Annotated in this window: 12 protein-coding genes and 2 pseudogenes; 3 read left to right on the top strand and 11 right to left on the bottom strand. The window is 67.8% G+C overall.

Annotated elements, in window-relative coordinates; translation table 11 throughout:
- From ABF648_RS02210 to ABF648_RS02255, 10 genes and pseudogenes are all read right to left on the bottom strand, one after another.
- Positions 1-1,515 carry a methylmalonyl-CoA carboxytransferase subunit 5S gene (locus tag ABF648_RS02210; RefSeq protein WP_415630661.1) on the bottom strand — a complete coding sequence of 505 codons (1,515 nt, stop codon included), beginning with the start codon at positions 1,513-1,515 and terminating at the stop codon, positions 1-3.
- Between the two features lie 322 nt (positions 1,516-1,837).
- Positions 1,838-3,139, bottom strand: coding sequence for a glutamate-1-semialdehyde 2,1-aminomutase (gene hemL, locus ABF648_RS02215; protein WP_415630662.1), 1,302 nt, complete (start codon positions 3,137-3,139; stop codon positions 1,838-1,840).
- 130 nt (positions 3,140-3,269) lie between these two features.
- Positions 3,270-4,313, bottom strand: coding sequence for a porphobilinogen synthase (hemB, locus tag ABF648_RS02220; RefSeq protein WP_415630663.1), 1,044 nt, complete (start codon positions 4,311-4,313; stop codon positions 3,270-3,272).
- A complete protein-coding gene (gene hemH / locus ABF648_RS02225; RefSeq protein ID WP_415630664.1) occupies positions 4,310-5,353 on the bottom strand; it encodes a ferrochelatase in 1,044 nt (347 codons plus the stop codon). The genes hemB and hemH overlap by 4 nt, the downstream gene beginning before the upstream one ends.
- Complete coding sequence (hemG, locus tag ABF648_RS02230; RefSeq protein WP_415630665.1) at positions 5,353-6,846, bottom strand: protoporphyrinogen oxidase; 1,494 nt, start codon at positions 6,844-6,846, stop codon at positions 5,353-5,355. The genes hemH and hemG overlap by 1 nt, the downstream gene beginning before the upstream one ends.
- Positions 6,846-7,961 carry a TIGR04053 family radical SAM/SPASM domain-containing protein gene (locus ABF648_RS02235; protein ID WP_415630666.1) on the bottom strand — a complete coding sequence of 372 codons (1,116 nt, stop codon included), beginning with the start codon at positions 7,959-7,961 and terminating at the stop codon, positions 6,846-6,848. Before ABF648_RS02235 ends, hemG begins: the two co-directional genes overlap by 1 nt.
- 2 nt (positions 7,962-7,963) lie before the next feature.
- On the bottom strand, positions 7,964-9,181 hold the full coding sequence (gene hemE, locus ABF648_RS02240) for a uroporphyrinogen decarboxylase (protein ID WP_415630673.1): 1,218 nt from the start codon (positions 9,179-9,181) through the stop codon (positions 7,964-7,966).
- Between the two features lie 27 nt (positions 9,182-9,208).
- Positions 9,209-9,952: pseudogene (locus ABF648_RS02245) on the bottom strand (uroporphyrinogen-III synthase); the annotation flags it as partial.
- Positions 9,949-10,878: a hydroxymethylbilane synthase gene (gene hemC / locus ABF648_RS02250; RefSeq protein ID WP_415630667.1), complete on the bottom strand. Its 930-nt coding sequence runs from the start codon at positions 10,876-10,878 to the stop codon at positions 9,949-9,951. The pseudogene ABF648_RS02245 and the gene hemC, both read right to left, overlap by 4 nt.
- A 23-nt stretch (positions 10,879-10,901) precedes the next feature.
- Entirely contained in the window at positions 10,902-12,155 is a 1,254-nt protein-coding gene (locus ABF648_RS02255) for a glutamyl-tRNA reductase (protein WP_415630668.1), read from the bottom strand.
- Positions 12,156-12,374: 219 nt separating this feature from the next.
- Between ABF648_RS02255 and asnB the strand changes: the two genes are divergently transcribed.
- A complete protein-coding gene (asnB, locus tag ABF648_RS02260) occupies positions 12,375-14,273 on the top strand; it encodes an asparagine synthase (glutamine-hydrolyzing) (RefSeq protein ID WP_415630669.1) in 1,899 nt (632 codons plus the stop codon).
- 128 nt (positions 14,274-14,401) lie between these two features.
- Here asnB and ABF648_RS02265 read toward each other — a convergent pair whose 3' ends face one another.
- Positions 14,402-14,770, bottom strand: a complete 369-nt coding sequence (locus ABF648_RS02265) for an ArsR/SmtB family transcription factor (RefSeq protein WP_415630670.1) — start codon at positions 14,768-14,770, stop codon at positions 14,402-14,404.
- A 50-nt stretch (positions 14,771-14,820) separates the two neighbouring features.
- On the opposite strand from ABF648_RS02265, the gene arsM reads away from it, so the two are divergent.
- Positions 14,821-15,669 (top strand): arsenite methyltransferase, encoded by an 849-nt coding sequence (gene arsM / locus ABF648_RS02270; RefSeq protein WP_415630671.1) that lies wholly within the window; start codon positions 14,821-14,823, stop codon positions 15,667-15,669.
- A 2-nt stretch (positions 15,670-15,671) separates the two neighbouring features.
- Positions 15,672-16,369 (top strand): annotated as a pseudogene (locus tag ABF648_RS02275) (arsenical-resistance protein); the annotation flags it as partial.

Here is a 16,369-nt window from a genome sequence, read left to right on the forward strand (position 1 = left end):
TCACGCCGGCTGGACGGTGACGTCGTGGCTGGTGCCACCGACGGTCACGGAGTAGCTGATCGGACCGGCCAGAGCGGAGGACTTGGCGCCCTCGGCCTCGGCCTTGAGCTGGGCATCGGTGAGGCCGACATTCTTGGGGCCCTCGGCGCGGTGCTCGAAGAAGGTCGGTGCGACCCCCGGGAACAGCGCGTAGGTGAGGACGTCCTCGTCGGAGCCGTTGAAGCCGGTGAGCTTGGAGGCCTCGGAGACCTGCTTGTCCCACTCGGGCTCCAGCAGGTCGGCCGGACGGCAGGTGATCGGCTTCTTGCCGGTCTGCTTCTCGGCCAGGGCGATGATCTCGGGGTTGCGCTCGGCGGGGCTTGCGCCGTAGTAGCCGAGCATGAGATCGGCGAACTCGCCGGTCATCCTCTTGTAGCGGCCCATCAGCACGTTGAACACGGCCTGGGTGCCGACGATCTGGCTGGAGGGAGTGACCAGTGGCGGGTAGCCGGCGTCCTTCTTGACGATCGGGACCTCGGCCATGACCTCGTCCGTGCGGCCCTCGGCGCCCTGGGCGCGCAGCTGGGACTCCATGTTGGAGAGCATGCCGCCGGGGATCTGGGACTTGAAGATGTTCGTGTTGACCAGGGTCTTCGACTCGAACTGCTTGTACTTCGGGCGAATTGCCTTGAAGTGGTCGCGGATCTTGATGAGGCGCTCGGGGTCGAGCTTGGTCGTGTAGCCGGTGCCCTCGAGCATCTCGACGACCGACTCGGTGGGGTTGTGGCCCGGCCCGAGCGACATCGAGGAGATTGCGGTGTCGACGACATCGGCACCGGCCTCGATGGCCTTCATCAGCGAGACCTCGGTGACACCCGTGGTGGAGTGGCAGTGGACGTTGATCTGGACGTCCTTGCCGTAGGTGTCCTTGATGCCCTTGACGATGTCATAGGCGGGCTGCGGCTTCAGCAGAGCGGCCATGTCCTTGAAGGCGATCGAGTCGGCGCCCATGTCGAGCAGCTGACCGGCCAGCTTCACATAGCCCTCGGTGGTGTGAGCCGGGGAGATCGTGTAGCAAATGGTGCCCTGCGCGTGCTTGCCGGCCTTCTTGACGGCAGCCATCGCGTGTTCCATGTTGCGGGGATCGTTCATGGCGTCGAAGACACGGAAGACGTCCATGCCGTTCTCGGCGGACTTGTCGACGAAGCGATCAACCACTTCATCGTTGTAGTGGCGGTAGCCCAGGAGGTTCTGGCCGCGCAGCAGCATCTGCAGGCGGCTGTTGGGCATCAGCTTGCGGAAGGTTCGCAGCCGCTCCCAGGGATCTTCGTTGAGGAATCGGATACAAGCGTCGTAGGTTGCCCCGCCCCAACACTCGACGGACCAGTAGCCGGCGGCATCGATGTCGGCGCAGGCATCGACCATGTCTTCCATGGCCATTCGTGTGGCGAACAGGCTCTGATGGGCATCACGGAGCACGAGTTCAGTGATACCGATCTCTCGTGGCTCGGACACCTCTATTTTTCGCGGACTCATGAGGTCATTCTCCCACGCCTGCTGCTGCGCACCCGCTCTGGGTGCCCGCCTCAAAAGACCCCTGGAATTGAACGGTGTTCTGTCCTGCGAGTTTCTCAGCTGTGCCTGTCACAGCTCCTCCTCACGCACCTGGATGACTCGTCGCACCATGACGGACTGCAAGTTGGTGCGTATGCGCGAAAAGGTGCAGTCCACCATGGTGCGAGGTGGACGCAGGTGTCCCCGCAGCAGGGTGTGGAGGTGCCCGGAGGAAGCAGCGTCGTGATCCCAAGGGTGTCTCCGCACCCCGCGTCTCAGGGCAGACCCCGTGGGATGGGATGGGCTACTGGGCGCGGGCAGCAGCCTGTGCTGCCTCCGTCATGGCGGTCTCGATTGTCTGCAGATCGTCGTCGTCGATGGCGGTGGAGCAGAACCAGGCCTCGAAGCCGCTGGGAGCGATCCAGGCACCGGCATCGAGCGCCGCGTGGAAGAACCGGGCGAAGGCCTCGTGGTCCTGGGTGGAGGCGGACGCGAAGTCGACCACGGGCTGGTCGGTGAGGAAGACCGAGAAGAGGTTGGACACCTTGTTGAGCTGGTGGGCCACTCCTGCCGCGTCCAGGGCGCTGTGCACGATGGCGGCCACCTTGTCGGCAGTGGCGTCCAGCTTGTTGTAGGCCTGGTCATCCATCAGACCCAGGGTGGCAAGCCCCGCGGCGCAGGCTGCGGGATTCCCCGACAGCGTGCCCGCCTGGTACACCGGCCCGACGGGGGCGAGCTGGTCCATCAGGTCGGTCTTGCCTCCGACCGCGGCGAGCGGCATTCCGCCGCCGATGACCTTGCCGAAGGTGAACAGATCGGGCACCCAGCCCTCGCGCTGGCCGGTGAGACCCCAGGCTCCGGTGCGGCTGAGCCGGAAACCGGTGAGCACCTCGTCCTGGATGAGCAGGGCGCCGTGAGTGTGCGCGATCTCGCCGAGTCGGCGGTTGAAACCCTCGGGCGCCACGATGACGCCCATGTTGGCGGGCGTGCCCTCGGTGACGATGGCCGCCACCTGCTCGCCGCGAGCGGCGAACAGCTCCTCCACCAGATCGAGGCGGCCATAGGGCAGCGCGATGGTGTCGGAGGCGATTTCCCTCGGGACACCGGGAGAGTCGGGCAGGCCGAGGGAGGCGACGCCGGAACCGGCGGAGACCAGGAAGGAATCGGCATGACCGTGATAGCAGCCGATGAACTTCACGATGAGCGGGCGTCCGGTGGCGCCGCGGGCCAGCCGGGCCGCGGTCATGACGGCCTCGGTACCCGAGCAGGTGAACCGCACCTTGTCGATGGCACCGGCCATCCGGGCCACGACGGCCTCGGCCAGTTGCAGCTCGATCTCGCAGGGCGCGCCGAAGGAGGTGGATCCGGCCACCGCCCTCTGCACGGCTTCGACGACGGCGGGGTGAGCATGGCCGGCGATCATCGGGCCCCAGCTGCACACCAGATCGACGTATTGCCTACCGTCCACATCGGTGACATGGGAGCCGTGCGCCTCGCGCACGAAACGCGGCGTGCCACCGACCCTGCGGTAGGCGCGCACGGGCGAGGAGACACCTCCCGGCATCACCTGCTGTGCTCGGGCGAACAGCTCTTCACTGCTGGACATTGAGGCCTCTCCTGGTTGACGTGTGATGCGGATTGGCGCGCGACGGATGGTGACGGCCCGGGCGAACGCGCCTTGTACCGGGTTCCTTGTACCGGGTTCCTGCGGCGTTCGGCGCCCGGCCGGGTTTGGTTCAGCCGCGCAGCCAGTGGGCCACCTCGGTGGACCAGTAGTTGACGATCATGGACGCCCCGGCGCGCTTCACGCCGGTGAGCGCCTCGAGGATGCAGCGCTTGCGATCGATGGCGCCGGCCTTGGCGGCGAACTCGATCATGGCGTATTCGCCGGAGACCATGTAGGCCGCGACCGGCACATTGGAGATCTGACGGGCGGCGGCGAGCACGTCGAGATAGGCCATCGCGGGCTTCACCATGACGATGTCGGCACCCTGCTCCAGGTCGAGCTCCACCTCGCGCAGACCCTCGATGACATTGGCGGGGTCTTGCTGATAGGTGCGGCGGTCGCCGACCAGCTGGCAGTCGACGGCCTCGCGGAAGGGGCCGAAGAAGCCCGAGGCGTACTTGGCCGAGTAGGCCATCAGCACGGTGTCGGTGTGACCTGCCTGGTCGAGCGCATCACGGATGACGCCGATCTGGCCGTCCATCATGCCCGAGGGCCCGAGCATGGCGGCTCCGGCGTCGGCGAGCACGCAGCTCATCTCGGCGTACAGCGGCAGGGTGGCGTCGTTGTCGATGGTGCCGTCGGGTGCGAGGACTCCGCAGTGCCCGTGGTCGGTGAACTCGTCGAGGCAGACGTCGGCGACGACCGGCAGGTCGGGCTCGGCCTCCACCGACCAGCGGACCGCCTCGGCGAGGATGCCGTGCGGGTTCCAGGCCTCAGAGCCGTAGGGGTCCCGGTGCGCGGGGGTGGCGAAGAGCATGACCGCGCCCACCTCGGCGTCGGCGGCCTCGTGCACAGCCTTCTGCAAAGAAGCCTTGGTGTGCTGATGCACACCGGGCATGGACGAGATCTCGCGCGGTGCGTCCAGACCTTCGACGGCGAACAGCGGAAGGATGAATTCAGCCGGGTCGAGGCGGGTCTCGGCCACCATCGAGCGGATAGCGGCCGTGCTGCGCAGCCGACGGGGCCGCTGCCCGATCGAGTCGGGAACCCGGTGCGTGGGCAGGCTCGGGGCAGACCCTTGAGCGATACCGGAAAGTGTGGAACTGATGGTCATGATGTGACTCCTTCAACAGCAGGACGGGGGGTGCGCGGATTTGGGCAACAGCCGGGACCGCACCATCCCCCGGAACGGGGATGTGCCCGCCCGGTGAGCAGCTTCGCGATGAGTTCGGTCAATCCGTCGAGGAAGACCGGTTCAGAACCGACGGTGGCGACGCGCGTGAACTCCATGGCGAGGCTACCTGCCATGGCAGCGGCCTCGGTGTCGAGATCCCAGACCACTTCCATGTGGTCGGTGAGGAATCCGATGGGCGAGCAGACCACCTGCCTCACGCCTTCGGAGGCCAGCCGTCCGAGAACGTCGTTGATATCGGGCTCCAGCCACGGGGTACGCGGCGAGCCGCTGCGGGACTGGTAGGCCAGCTCCCAGCGGGGGGTGTGTCCTCGCACCGCCAGGCCGGCGATCACGGTTTCGATGAGCTGACGGTGCTGGGCCAGATAGGCGCCGCCATCGGGCCCGGAGGTCTCAGCCATCGCGGTGGGGATGGAATGCGTGGTGAACACCAGATATGCGTCCGGTTGGCGATCGAAGGCCTCGGCGAGCAGGTTGACCTGGGCCTGCGCCAGGGCGGGCAGCTCGGGATAGCTGCCCACCTTGTCCACCCGCATGCCGCTGCCCTCGGGAATCCCTGCGAAGGCCTCCTCGCGGTAGGCCCGGCACCCGGAGTACGACGAGAAGGGCGCGGCGACCAGGCCGAGCACCCGGCTGGCACCCTCTTCGGCGAGTGCGGCGAGAGTGTCGGCGATATGGGGCCGGGCATGCCGGTTCGCGGTGACGACCGGAAGATCGAGACCCCTTGCTGCAAGCCGTTCGGCGAGCGCGGCGGCGAGCGCCTTGTGCTGGGCGTTGACCGGGCTCACCCCGCCGAAGTGGGCATAGTGGTGCGCGACCTCGTCCAACCGATCCTGGGGGATGCGCCCACCGCTGACGCTGCGCAGGAAACCTGGCACCTCGGCCATCGACTCCGGGCCGCCGAAGCCGAGCACGACGAGCGCGTCGTAGGCCAGCACACCGGTGGTCGGAGGGTTGCTCATCAGTGGTCCTGTGCGGTGCTGGAGCCACGCCCGCCGGCACATGCGTCGAGCACGGCATCGGTGCGTTGCCGGGCGTCCTTGATGCAGTCGGGGATGCCGACGCCGTGCAGTGCCGATCCGGCCACCGCCCAGCGCGGGCACTCGGCGGCCAGCGCGTCGTCCACCGCCGCAGCGCGGCCGAGGTGGCCGACGGTGTATTTGGGCATCACAGTGCGCCAGCGCGACACCTCGACGAGGCTGGGCCCGGTGTGCACACCCATCAGCGGACGCACATGATCCAATGTGGCGGCGATCAGCTCCTCATCGGGTGCATCGGCCAGTGGTCCGCGTTTGTCAGGCACGAAGACCCGCACCAGCACATGGCTCTCGGGGGCGCGCCCCTCGAACTTCACCGAGCTGGCGGTGAGCCCGCTGAAGGGGCCGGGATCGGCCTCCAGCCAGCCCTGGGAGTCAGGCGTTTCGTCGAAGTCGGCGGTGGGCCAGCCCAGGGAGACGATGGTGGTGGTCGCGAGTGGAATCGCCTCGAGGGCGTCGGCCGCCGCCGGCACGGGTTCCCGCAGCAACTGCGCGGAGCACTGTGCTCCACCGGCCAGGATCACCGCATCGGCAGGCACCCTGGTGCCGTCGGCAAGCCGCACACCCTGATCATCGAGGGTCGTCACCTGCGTTGAGCTGTGCAGCCCAGCTCCGCGTTGGACCAGCCCTTCGGTGAGCGCGTCGACCAACTGACCGAGCCCGCCGCGCAGGGTGCAGAAGATCGACGGAGCTCTGCCGTGCTGTGCATCACGACGTCTGCGGGCCGCGCGGCCACCTGCCAGCGAGGCGACCATCAGCGAACGGTACCGGTCCTCGTTCTGCCTCAGCACGGGCAGCACGGCGTCGAGGCTCAGCTCGTCGATTCCGGCGCCGTAGATGCCGCCGACCATGGGGTCGGCGAAGCGCCGCACGATGCCGTCACCCAGCCGGGCGCGCAAGAAGGCACCGATCGCCACATCGTCGTCGCCGAGCTGCCGGGGAATGACCAGGTCGAGCGCGGCGCGCAATTTGTCCGGCCAGGACAGCACGGAGGTGGTGACGAATGGCCACATCTGCGTGGGCAGCACCATGCCCATGCCCGAGGGCATCGGGCGCAGCTTGCCGCGCGACAGCAGGCTCACCCGCCGGCCGCTGCCAGGGGTGATGACCTCGGTGCTGAGGCCGAGTTCGTCGATGAGAGCCAGTGCGGCCGGACGATAGGTGACGAAGGAATCGGGACCCCGCTCGATGAGGTAGCCGTCACGGTGGTCGGTGACGAGCTTGCCACCGAAGTGGTCGTCGGCCTCGTACAGGGTGACCTGCGCGCCGCGCTGAACACCCTGCCAGGCGGCAGCCAGCCCGGTGATGCCACCACCGACCACGACCAGGTGCGGCTTCCCGGAAACCTCGAATGCAACGGATTCGGCGTCTGCACCGGTGTTCTCCCCGGTGCTGACCTGTGTTGCCTCCCCCGACATCAGGCCATGCTCGGCTCACGCATCGACTGCGGCACGTAGGGGCACAGCGGATCGGTTTCCAGCGGGTCGCCGGTCCAGGCGGCGGCACGGGAACGTGAGCCGCCGCACCAGCGGTTGTACTCGCAGGCTCCGCACCGTCCCTTGAAATGCTCGGGTTCACGCAACGCGCGCATCAGTTCGGTGTTGCGGTACAGATCCACGATCGAGCGCTCGCGGACATTGCCGACCGGAATGGGCAGGAAACCCGAGGGCGTCGCATCACCCAGATATGAGATGAAGACGATGCCATTGCCGTCGCGGATCCCGAAGCCGCGCGAGGCCGGCGAGTTCTCGATCTGCTCGCGGGTCTTCCCGGCCGCCATCAGGCGCTCGGCGTTGATCCGGCGGTACTGCATTGCCTCGGTGGTCTTGATCCGGAATGGGGCCTCGCGGCCGCGCTGGCTCCACTTGGTGAGCGTGCGCTCGGCCTCCTCGGGGCTCATCTCCTTCAGCTGGGTGCCGCGTCCCACCGAGATGAGGAAGAACAGGCTCCACTGCATCACGTCATAGTGGGTGAGCAGCTCGTACATGGCGTCGAGATCGTGCACCGTGGTGTCGGTGACGAGGGTGTTGATCTGCACCGGCATACCCACGTTGTTGGCATCGGCGAGCGCCTGCAGCGTGGCGTCGAAGGTGCCGGGCACCTGGCGGATGCCGTCGTGGTGCTCGGCGCAGGAGCCGTCCAGGCTCAGCGAGATGGCCTGGATGTCCAGGGCCTTGATCTCGGCCATCCGCTCCGCGGTGAGCAGCGGCGTCACTGCCGGTGCCAGCGAGACGCCGAGGCCGCGTTTCTGGGCTTCCACGATGAGCTGGTCCAGATCGGCACGGCGCAGTGGGTCGCCGCCGGTCATGATGACGTGCGGGGCCGGGTCACCGAAGCCGGTGATGTCGTCGAGCAGCGCCAAGGCCTCGTCGGTGCTCAGCTCGTGCGGGTCGGGGTCGGGTTGTGCGGTGGCGCGGCAGTGCTGGCAGGCCAGCCCGCAGGCATTGGTGAGCTCCCAGTAGATGATCATGGGGGCACGGTCATAGGCCCAGTTCACGGGCTTGACGGAACCGATTCCAGCCGGATGCGGCATGGTCAGCGTCCTTTCTGCGAAGCCGGCCCCGCGGTGTGCGCGAGGTCGACGATGTGTGCAAGTACCTGCGGATCGGTGTCCGGGGGGACGCCGTGCGCGAGGTTGAGTATGTGGGCCGGCGCCTCCCTGCCTGCCTTGAGCACCGCGCGGACGTGCTCGTCCAGGCGCTGGGGATCGCCGCTCAGCAGCTTCGGGTCGACATTCCCCTGCAGCGGTGTCGTGCCGCCGAGCTGGTGATTCGCCTTGTCAAGAGTGGTGTCGGCGGCCACTCCCATCACCTCGGCGCCGGCATCGCGCATGGCGGGCAGCAGGTGTGCGGTGCCGGTGCCGAAGTGGATGCGCGGCACGCCGAGTGTTCCGAGAGCACGGAGCACCGTGGCCGAGGCGGGTTGCACGTGCACGAGATAGTCGCTCGTGTCGAGCTCACCGGCCCAGGAATCGAACAGCTGCACTGCGCTGGCTCCGGCCGTAACCTGGGCGCGCAGGAAGGCGATGTCGATGTCTGCCACCCAATTCAGCAGCGCAGCGAGGGTCGCCGGATCGTCTCGCATGAGTGCGCGGGTTCGGGGGTGGGCACGATCGGGCCGGCCCTCCACGAGATAGGACGCCACCGTGTAGGGCGCTCCGGCGAAGCCGATGAGCGGGATCGGGTGGGGCTGCATCGTGGCGAGTTCGGCGACCGTGAGACGCACAGCTTCGCGGATCGGCTCCAGGGCTTGTTCGCCGAGTTCCGGCAGCGCCTGGACATCGGCGAGGGTGCTCACGCGATTCGCGAGCACCGGTCCGACGCCGGGTTCGATGTCCACCTGCACCCCGGCCAGGCGCAACGGCACCATGATGTCGGAGTAGAAGATGGCCGCGTCGACATGATAGCGGCGCACCGGCTGAAGGGTGAGTTCGCTTGCCAGCGCAGGGTCGAGGCAGGAGTCGAGCATGGCCTTGCCGACCCTTGCGGCGCGGTACTCGGGCAGTGAGCGGCCGGCCTGGCGCATGAACCAGACCGGTGTCACCTCGGTGCGCACCCCGTGGCAGGCGGCCAGGAACGGGCTGTGCTCCAGCACCCCGGTACGCAGCGGATGGCCGGCAGGCAGCGTCGCCAGTTCTTCGCTGTCCCTGTCGAGGGCCGGCTCGTCCCGGGCATCGCGGGAGGCCGAAGCGGAGTGGGGCGACGCGGCGACGCCCAGCGTCCCGGCCACCGTGCCGGCGACCAGGCGCGGCATCGCGCCGGAGCATTCGACCACCCTGAAGCCCCGTTCACGGGCAGCGGCTGTGGTGGTAGGCCCTGCGGTGACGACGGCCGTTCCTGGGGGGAACTGTTCGGGCGCGATCTGCCCGCAGAGGGCATCGACGGCACTCGGTGAGCGCAGCAGCACAGCGGAGAATGCCCCATCGGCCAGCGGCCCGGCACTGGGCGGGCGTTCTTCGCGCGGACGGGTGCGGTAGACCGCGGCCTGCTGGACACGCCAGCCTGCATCCTTCAGCAGATCGGGCAGCACCGGGCGGGCGATGTCGCTGCCGGGCAGCAGCGCGAGAGGACCGGCGGCGCCGATACCTCCCATCACCACGGGACGGCTGTCGATGAGGGCGTGCGCCAGCGCTTTGGCGTGTGGAACGGCCTTCGCCGCCTCGCCGAGTGCCCCTGGCAGACTGTCGCGGGTTCCGGCTCCGGTGCACCAGATCTCCACGCCCTTGCCGAGGGCGGTCTCGGCCACATTTTTCAGCGCATCCGGTCCGACGATGCCGGCCCAGTGCCGCCAGGTGCGCGGCGAGGTGATGGCGAGCACCACGCCCTGCCCGCTTGCCGACAGCATCCCGGCGAGACGGTGCGCCGGGATGCTGTCGGGCACGGTACTGATCTCGAGCCAGGGATCGATGGTGGTGGCGATGCCGAACTCTGCCAGTGCGGCCGCATCACGCTCATTGGCATCCGGCCTGATGAGCAGCACCGGGCGCGACGGCACAGCAGCGCCCTGAAGAACGGGAGAACTCATGCGCGTCCCAGCAGGCGCTTCGCCGCCTGCTCGCCGAGCATGCTGGCGGACAACAGGTGGTCGCGCCCCAGTGCTCCGCACAGTTCTACGTGGGCGTGTTCCACGTCGAGATGGTCGGTGAGGTCGGCGATGAGGTTGAGGGAGGAGCCGCTGAACTGGCAGTACGCGCCGATGGCGGTGGTGCAGGTGGCCTGAACCACCGCGAGCACACGGCGTTCGGCGACGACGCGCAGCCTGCTGCCGGGGTCGTCGAGCTCTGCCACCGCATCGGCATGGGGATGGTCGGCGCGCATCTCGACCGCCAGCGCGCCCTGCGCGGGAGCGGGCACGAGCACATTGGGGTCGATGAGTTCGGTGATCTGCTCGCCCAGCCCGAGCCGGTCGAGGCCGGCTGCGGCGATCACCGCGGCGTCCACCACTCCGGTGCGCACCTTCCTCAGTCTCGTGTCGACATTCCCGCGGATCGGCACGATCTGCAGATCGGGGCGGCGCCGTGTCAGCGCCGCAGCCCGCCTGGGGCTCGACGTTCCCACCGTCGCGCCCCGGGGAAGGGCATCCAGACCTTGCCCTGAGGCACTCACCAGGGCGTCCCGGGCAGCCGCGCGTGGCGGGACGGCCACGATGCGCAGCCCCTCGGCCGGTGCGAAGGGCAGATCCTTGAAGGAGTGCACGGCCAGGTCGACAGCCCCCTCGGCGAGCACATCTCGCAGCCTGGCGGCGAAGGCCCCGGGACGCGGCGGGGCGGACAGCGGAATGCTCAGGTCGTCGCCCTCGGTGCGTACGGTGACCAGCTCGCAGCTCATGCCGGTGGTGCGTTCGATCATCGCGGCGACCATCCGGGTCTGTGCCAGGGCCAGGGCAGAACCACGGGTACCGATCCGCAGGGTGGGTGCATTGCTGGGTGTGGAGGCAGCCTCGGGGGCCATCGGGTCATTCTGGGACGAGGAGGTCACCGCTTGTCCACCTCGATGCCGAAAAGGGTGTCGAGCGCCTGGGTGCACACATCGAGGCGTCCCTGCTCCGCCAGCTGCGCCACCCGCACCATCGGCGTGTGCAGCAGCACCCCGGTGGCGTGCCGCAGGGAACGTTCCACTGCGGTGGCCACCTCCTCGGATTCCTTCTCATGGCAACGGGCGATCTCGGCATCCAGAAGTTCATTGACATGCTCGCAGAGAGCAGCGACCAGAGGATCGGCGCCGCGGGAGCGTTCCTTCGCCAGATAGTCCTGGGTGCCCTGGTCCACGACGCGCTGAGCCTCCTCGATCACCTCGTGGTGCTCCTCGTCGGCCGCTGCGATCACCTCGTCGAGCCTGATCATGAGCACCCCGGGCAGTTGCCCTGCATCGGCGCTCACATCACCGCCCAGCGAAAGATCGACGACCGGGAGCCTGGGCGTCAGGGTGCCGGACAGTTCCCGGCGTGACCCGAGCAGCGTCTCGGCGTCCAGCACCACTCCATTGCCCGAGCAGGTGACCACGAGTTCTGCTGCGGCAAGGGATTCTGCGAGCTCATCGGCCCCCACCGGACGCACATTGTGATGTCGGGCGAAATCATCTGCCCGGCCGCTGGCAGACCAGCACATGATCTCGCCGACCCGGCGGGTTACCAGTTCCGCGACAACCACCCGGGCGAACGAACCGGTGCCGGCCAGCAGCACCCGACGACCCCGCAGATCCCCCACCTCGCGGGTGGCGAGTTCCAGGCCGACGCCGGCAGCAGACCGCCCGACCGCGCCGAGTGAGGTCTGGGAGGCCACGGTTCTGGCAGTGCGCAGGCAGGCGTGCAGCAGACGATGCATCCGCGCGGTGCACTGGCCGCGCTCCGATGCACCCTCGTAGGCGCGGCGCAGCTGACCGGCGACCTGCTTGTCCCCCACCACCGCCGAACTCAGCCCGGCCCCGACGGTGAACAGGTGGTGCGCAGCATCCTCGCCGCTCCACACCCGCAGACCCGAGAGAGTCTCAGGATCGGCGACCAATTCCGTCAGCTCGGCACGCACGAGTTCGAGCAGATGGGTGCCGGTGACGGTGTCCGCGGCGTCGGTGATCAGTTCGAAGCGGTTGCAGGTGCTCAGCAGCATGGCCCCTGCTACGCCGGGCTCACGGGTCATGATGTGGCTGGCCAGCGCGCCGTCCTGGGAGACGGAGGCCAGCACCGACAGCGATGCGGACTCGTGATCGACGCCAATCACGTGGAAGTGCACTGGGAAATGGTAGCCCGGCAGGGCGCGCGAACATCAGTCCCCAAGTGTGGGAGCGCCCCGCCGGCGGGCACCCGAACGCGTGCATGTCCACCTGCCCGGCATGTGAGGCGCTGCGCCGGGACACGCTTCGGCCATACTGGGCGGGTAGTTTGGCCACGGCCCATCATCGGGCAGCCGGCCACGAGCCAGGCAGAAAGTGAGTCCGAAGTGTGCGGTTTCATGAGCTTCTTCTCCACCGGCACTCTCCGCGAGGAGCGCGTCGAGCAGGTGACGGAGGGGATGAGGCAGGCCCGTCACAGGGGACCCGATGACACCAATGTGTGGCATGACGAGCAGGCCTGCTTCGGTTTCAACCGGCTGTCGATCATCGACATCGACAACTCCGGCCAGCCGCTGAAGTGGGGCCCGGCGGAGAATCCGGACCGCTACTGGATGGTCTTCAACGGCGAGATCTACAACTACCTCGAGCTGCGCGCGGGCCTGGCCCGTGACGACGGCGCAGTCTTCCACACCGAGGGTGACGGGGAGGCGATCGTCGCCGGTTACCACTACCACGGTGCCGAATGGGTGGAGCAGCTGCGCGGCATGTTCGCCTTCGTCATCTGGGACTCCCAGGAGAAGGTGGCCTTCGGCGCCCGCGACCAGTTCGGCATCAAGCCGCTGTACACGACCAGCACAGAGGACGGCTTCGCCTTCGCCTCGGAGGCCAAGAGCCTGCACACCCTCATCGGGACGCCGGTGATCGACAAGGTGGCCCTGCAGCACTACCTGGTGCTGCAGTACGTGCCCGAGCCGGACACCATCGACACCCAGATCACCAAGATCGAGTCGGGCTGCTCCTTCACCATCCGCGGTGGTGAGCTGACCCAGAAGCGCTACTTCCGGCCCAAGTTCGTGTCCCTCCCGGTGGATACGCCCGATGAGGAACAGGCCCTCTACGACCGCATCCTCAAGGTGCTGGACGACTCGGTGGCCAAGCACATGCGCGCCGATGTGACCGTCGGCTCCTTCCTGTCCGGCGGTATCGATTCGACCGCGATCGCGGCGCTGGCCAAGCGCTACAACCCCGATCTGCTCACCTTCACCGCCGGTTTCAAGGTGGACGGCTACTCCGAGGTGGATGTCGCCGACGACTCGGCCACGGCGATCGGGGTGGAGCACCACACGCGCTGGGTCACCGAGGAGGAGCTCACCTCCACGCTGCCGCTGATCATCTGGTATCTGGACGATCCGGTGGCCGACCCCGCGCTGGTGCCGCTGTACTTCGTGGCGAACGAGGCCCGCAAACATGTGAAGGTGGTGCTCTCGGGCGAGGGCGCCGACGAGCTGTTCGGTGGCTACACGATCTACCACGAGCCGCTGAGTCTCGAGCCGCTGGCCAAGCTGCCCGCCCCTGTGCGTCGCGGTTTGGCGGCGGTGGGCCGTGCGCTGCCCGACGGTATGCGCGGCAAGGACCTGCTGCGTCGCGGCTCGATCGACCTGGAGGACCGCTACTACGGAAACGCCCGAATCTTCCGCGAGGAGCAGCTGCCCGGCCTGCTGAAGACATACGACCCACAGGTCACCTTCCGCGATGTCACCGGACCGCTCTACGACCTGTCGAAGGCCTGGGACCCGGTACAGCGGATGCAGCACATCGACCTGTTCACCTGGCTGCGCGGCGACATCCTGGTGAAGGCCGACAAGATGACGATGGCCAATTCGCTGGAACTTCGGGTGCCCTTCCTCGACAAGGAGGTCTTCGAGGTGGCCCGCCAGATCCCACTCAACGAGAAGCTGGCCGAGGGCACCACGAAGTACGCACTGCGCAAGGCCCTCGAGAAGGTCGTCCCGGCGCACGTGCTGCACCGCCGCAAGCTCGGTTTCCCGGTGCCCATCCGCGTGTACCTGCGCGGCGAGTCCTATGCATGGGCCCGTGACATCATCAACAATGCCGGCACCGAGGAATTCATCGACCCCGCCGCCGTCATGAAGCTGCTGGACGACCACCGCAAAGGCGTGGCCGACCACTCGCGGCGGATCTGGACCGTTCTGGTGTTCATGCTCTGGTACGACATCTTCGTCAACAAGACGGTCCAGCCCGAGGTGCCGCATCCGGAATACCCCGTGCGCGTGTAGTTGTGTCCAGCCATCGGTTCGATGGCAGTGATGACGATTTGCGATGCCCGTCCCCGACGGGCAGCTGATTCACCTGGGGCCACTCCAGTGCGCCGATGCCAGGCCAGGATGCGAGCCTGTGGTGGGAATCACCCGCGCGGACGGCTCAGGGCGTCGAGATGGTGCCCAAGATCACTGAGAGCTTCGGGCATGATGGTGTAATAGGCCCATTTCCCCTGCTGTTCCCGGGTGACGAAACCTGATTCGGCCAGGAGCTTCATGTGGTGGGAAACGGTGGGCTGGGTCACGCCGAGCGGCTCGGTGAGGTCGCAGACGCAAGCCCTTCCCCCCGGATGCGCAGCGACGAGTTGCAGAAGTTGCAGACGGGTGGGGTCCGACAGCGCCTTCAGCTTGCGCGCGAGGTCGCGACTCCCGGCCGGGCGAGATGCCACCGCCGTCACGGGCGTGCAGCAGGGGGCCTGCTGGTCATTCGCGGGGTCCGGCAGCGTGGTGGTCATGCTCTCCAGTCTCCCACCCACATTGACAAACGTCTATACGTTGAGTACAAATGAGTCCTATAGATGACCGTCTATGCGAGGAGGGTGCGGTGCACGAGACCGAACTGATACGCACGCAGGTGAGAGATCGGTATGCGCAGGCGGCTCGCGCCGTCGAGACGAGCGAACAGGAGCTGCCGTCACATACCAGGGACTGCTGCGCGGGTGGTTCCTGCTGTGCCCCTACCGCCGACGTCGGGACCGATGTGGACGAGCGTTTCGGCCTCAGCTTGTATTCATCCGTAGACGTTGCCGGCGTGCCGGCCGGGGCTTTGGCGGCGAGCCTGGGATGTGGCAACCCCACGGCCGTGGCCGATCTGCACCCCGGCCAGCGGGTCCTCGACCTAGGTTCCGGCGGGGGCATCGACGTGTTGCTGTCCGCCCGCAGAGTCGGCCCCGCCGGATTCGCCTACGGCGTGGACATGACCGACGAGATGCTCGCCCTGGCTCGTGACAACGCGGCGAAAGCTGGCGCGGACAATGTCGAGTTCCTCAAGGGGACGATCGAGGACGTGCCGCTGCCCGACGCCTCGGTCGACGTGGTGATCTCCAACTGCGTCATCAACCTATCCGCCGACAAGCCCAAGGTGTTGAGCGAGATGTTCCGCGTGCTCACCCCGGGCGGACGCATCGGCATCTCCGATGTGGTGGCCGAGGACGGCGTGACACCGGCCGAGCGGGCCGAGCGTGGCTCGTACGTGGGATGCATCGCCGGGGCACTCTCCCGCGGCGAGTACCTGGACGGTCTGGCCCGGGCCGGGTTCGTCGACACGAGCGTCGAGTTCACCCACAAGGTCGTCCCAGGCATGCACGGAGCCATCATCAAGGCCACCAAGCCCGCCGCCGAGGCCACACGGTGAGCATCACGACTGGAACGCGGCCGCAGGCCGCCACGCGCCTGGGTACCGCCGACAGGCTGCTGCCGGCGTGGATTCTCGCGGCGATGGTCGTCGGCGTCACCCTCGGGCGGATGTGGCCCGGTCTGGCGGGCGTCATCGACTCGGTGAGACTGGGCTCCACGAGCCTGCCGATCGCCCTGGGCCTGCTGCTCATGATGTACCCGCCGCTGGCGAAGGTGCGCTACAGCGAGCTCGGCCGCGTCACCCACGACCGCACCCTACTGGTCGCCTCGCTCGTGCTGAACTGGCTGATCGGTCCGGCGCTCATGTTCACGCTGGCCTGGCTGCTGCTGCCCGACCTGCCCGAGTACCGCACCGGCATCATCATCGTCGGTCTGGCCCGCTGCATCGCCATGGTGCTCATCTGGAACGATCTCGCCTGTGGCGATCGGGAGGCGGCCGCCGTGCTCGTCGCCCTCAACGCTCTCTTCCAGATCCTCGCCTTCGCCGCCCTCGGCTGGTTCTACCTCCAGGTCCTGCCCGCCTGGCTGGGGCTGCCCGCGGCATCGGCCGACTTCTCCTTTCCGCAGATCGCCGGATCCGTGCTGGTCTTCCTCGGCGTGCCACTGCTGGCCGGATGGGCGAGCCGTCGTCTCGGGGAGCGGACGAAGGGCCGGGAGTGGTACGAGCACCGGTTCCTCCCCAGGGTCGGCCCGCTGGC

It is taken from the genome of Propionibacterium sp. (assembly GCF_047719395.1).
Classification (GTDB): Bacteria; Actinomycetota; Actinomycetes; order Propionibacteriales; family Propionibacteriaceae; genus Propionibacterium.

Coding starts and splice junctions, on each gene's coding strand:
- ABF648_RS02235 (WP_415630666.1), bottom strand. CDS start 7,961: ATGCCGCATCCGGCTGGAATCGGTTCCGTCAAGCCCGTGAACTGGGCC.
- ABF648_RS02265 (WP_415630670.1), bottom strand. CDS start 14,770: ATGACCACCACGCTGCCGGACCCCGCGAATGACCAGCAGGCCCCCTGC.
- hemG (WP_415630665.1), bottom strand. CDS start 6,846: ATGTCGGGGGAGGCAACACAGGTCAGCACCGGGGAGAACACCGGTGCA.
- asnB (WP_415630669.1), top strand. CDS start 12,375: ATGAGCTTCTTCTCCACCGGCACTCTCCGCGAGGAGCGCGTCGAGCAG.
- hemE (WP_415630673.1), bottom strand. CDS start 9,181: ATGCCGCGCCTGGTCGCCGGCACGGTGGCCGGGACGCTGGGCGTCGCC.
- ABF648_RS02210 (WP_415630661.1), bottom strand. CDS start 1,515: ATGAGTCCGCGAAAAATAGAGGTGTCCGAGCCACGAGAGATCGGTATC.
- hemH (WP_415630664.1), bottom strand. CDS start 5,353: ATGAGCAACCCTCCGACCACCGGTGTGCTGGCCTACGACGCGCTCGTC.
- arsM (WP_415630671.1), top strand. CDS start 14,821: ATGAGTCCTATAGATGACCGTCTATGCGAGGAGGGTGCGGTGCACGAG.
- hemL (WP_415630662.1), bottom strand. CDS start 3,139: ATGTCCAGCAGTGAAGAGCTGTTCGCCCGAGCACAGCAGGTGATGCCG.
- hemC (WP_415630667.1), bottom strand. CDS start 10,878: ATGGCCCCCGAGGCTGCCTCCACACCCAGCAATGCACCCACCCTGCGG.
- hemB (WP_415630663.1), bottom strand. CDS start 4,313: ATGACCATCAGTTCCACACTTTCCGGTATCGCTCAAGGGTCTGCCCCG.